This is a genomic window from Xanthovirga aplysinae (assembly GCF_009711365.1).
GTDB classification, from domain to species: domain Bacteria; phylum Bacteroidota; class Bacteroidia; order Cytophagales; family Cyclobacteriaceae; genus Xanthovirga; species Xanthovirga aplysinae.
On record NZ_SMMB01000587.1, the window covers coordinates 1 to 2,559 of the forward strand.

Here is a 2,559-nt window from a genome sequence, read left to right on the forward strand (position 1 = left end):
CACTTGCATTTTGTTGCCTACCGTTTTAATTTCCGTATTGCCTAGCTTGAAGAGGCCATTGGTCCCTGAGTTAGATAAGGACTTATACCAGAAGGTCAAAGTAAAATCGTTATTCTTTCTAAACGCATCCACATTATAAACGGTAAGCTTTTGACTCGCATTTGTGAACTGCAGTGCGCTACCGCTTTTTACCTGAGGGATGACGCTCACCTCCACCTCTTCTATAGGTTTGTTGCCTACCTGTGAAGTGATCCTTCCCTGCAGGGTGCTGTTGTAATAGACAAAACCTTTGTCATTGCCTGGTAAAGCACCGTTTACACCTACTGCTACTACCTGATAGTCGTATAACCTGCCAGGGATTACTGCTGCATCTTGGAAACTGATATCCGGATTCCCATCATAGGTAACCGAATTTGTTGTGTTTTGATTATTTGTTCTATCGGTTCGAATTACCTCATAAGCCGTGGCCCCCTCCAAATGGTTCCAGTTAAGAAAAACCTGATCTTTATAGGCATCAGGCTCATTTCCTTTGGAAGCTGTCAGGAACACTTGCTTATTGCTTAAAATTGGATGACTGGGATCTTTAAATACAGTTGCCAAACTAATGCTACCACTTTCCAAATCAAAATCCCCTACACATTGTGCCGCAAAGTTTTTATCCAAAAATTCCACCCAACTTAGATTCGTTAAAGCATCCATCTTGCTGTGCTGAGCAGTGCTTTTAAAATCATCAGCAAATAGGGCTACCAAGCCTGCCTGTCGCTCTAAAACCAAATTGCTCTTTTTAGTATAAGGTTGCCATCTTCCCTTATCAATTTCCAGGGGAGAACGTCTGGCAGCCCAAAACCTTACTTCTGTTAAATAGATCTCAGCCGTATTGTCCTTGTAGAAGTAAAGCTTTCTGCCAATATTTTGACTGAAATCTACGGCAAAGCTTCCGTAACCCTGCCCATTGATTAAAAGTTGGGCTTGGGTACCATTGTCAGAAATGACCAAAGCAACATGGTGCCAGGAATTGGCACTCACAGCATTTCCTAAATCCATAGTGGATGTTTGCCCCTTTACTTTTAAGTTAAGTTGGTTGTTGTTATACATGGACAAACTAAAAGAAGAAGCATCGTTTGTCATATCTGTCAATACCCATTCGTTTCCTGATTGGGTAGACTTTACCCAAAACTCAAGGGTAGCGTCCCCGATATTTCCTTTTTCCTGGTTATCCAGTAAATCGTTTTTTAAATCTACCCCAAGGTTGACGTAGGAGTTATAGGAGTTCTTTTTTAAATGAAGAACACCGGGGTCTGCTGCCCACAAGGCATGAAAGCCCAGTAGCAAGGACAAAAAGAGGCCCCACTTTTTACCATATTTTGTTTTTAATAAATTCATATTTTTGGCTTTTTTATTTGATTAAAATAGCTTTATATCTTCATGAAGGTAGTTTTTTAGCATTCTCCCTATTTTCAAGGGCAGTCAAGTGTTGAACCATTATGCTACTGGATTTAATTAGAAAGTATTTGCCATTTCTTCAAGTTGAATCCTGAAGGAATCTGCAGAGGTGTCATTTAAACTTGTTAGTTTTGGTGGTTGAGCGAAGCTAATATTGCTGCCAGAAACATGCAAAGCAAGGTTTGTAGCATCCCCTTTGGCTAGGTTTCTATATTCACCTCCGGCATATTGTATCTCCCAGTGAAACTCTAAATCACTGCCTCCAGGATGTGTTCCTAATGTAACCGCACTACCTGTACGTTTAATGTATAAGCTATTGTCTGAAGCGGAGATAAGCCATACTTTATTGTCCGTCACTCGCTTAATGGTAAACAATTGGGACAAACCGTTCTTCCCTGTTTTTTTGTCTTCCATTTTTAAAATACCATTTTCGTTGGTTAGGTACTGTTCAGTTGATTTTAGTTTGAGCCTGAATGTTTTATATTGGCCCTGAACTTCCAAAAAGCCTATGCTACATAGGATTATTAGGGTTAGGATGTATATTTTCTTTTTCATTATTTTAAAATTTTTAAAGGTCTTTAGCGTTCACTTTTAAGTAATACCAAAAATGATTTTGCTCACCTGATTAAGAGCAAAGGAATAAAGGACCATATTCCTTATTTGTGATTTCTACTTTGGTGAAGTGGAATTTCATTGAGAAGAAAAGCTTGTTTTTCCATTAATTCTTCCAAAGCAGTTTTCAAACTAGCAATTTCCTTAGCTTGAGCGGAAATTTCCTTCTCTTGCAAAATGGTATGCAATGTAAGTTCTTCTACTTTCTCCACCAGCAAAACATTTACTTGACCAGCATTCATGCCATTTTTCAAAACCTCTTTTTCAGAAGGCATTTTAGGTAGCCGTTTATAGGCCTTGATGTGGGCTTCTACCTCATTTAAAGGCATTAAATTATACCCTTCTTCAAAAACGTAGTCAGGAAATGAACCTACATTTAGGATAACGCCGTCGGCTTTGATTTTTCCTGCTACATCAAGTTTTTCAGTAGGATTAGCTTGCCCAATGCCTACATTTCCATTTACCTGAAGTTGATTATCGAAAACAGTAGTTCCACCCACTTGA

At 39.0% G+C, this 2,559-nt stretch carries 2 protein-coding genes and 1 pseudogene; all 3 read right to left on the bottom strand.

Features of this window, described 5'->3' with window-relative positions:
- A partial coding sequence (locus tag E1171_RS02970; protein ID WP_187696216.1) for a LamG domain-containing protein occupies positions 1-1,383 on the bottom strand: 1,383 nt, incomplete at its 3' end.
- A 117-nt stretch (positions 1,384-1,500) separates the two neighbouring features.
- Positions 1,501-1,998 carry an RICIN domain-containing protein gene (locus E1171_RS02975; protein ID WP_155203933.1) on the bottom strand — a complete coding sequence of 166 codons (498 nt, stop codon included), beginning with the start codon at positions 1,996-1,998 and terminating at the stop codon, positions 1,501-1,503.
- A gap of 101 nt (positions 1,999-2,099) precedes the next feature.
- Positions 2,100-2,559, bottom strand: a pseudogene (locus tag E1171_RS23560) (hypothetical protein); the annotation flags it as partial.

Excerpts from the sequence above, each read along its gene's own strand:
- E1171_RS02975 (WP_155203933.1), bottom strand. The coding sequence starts at position 1,998 with ATGAAAAAGAAAATATACATCCTAACCCTAATAATCCTATGTAGCATA.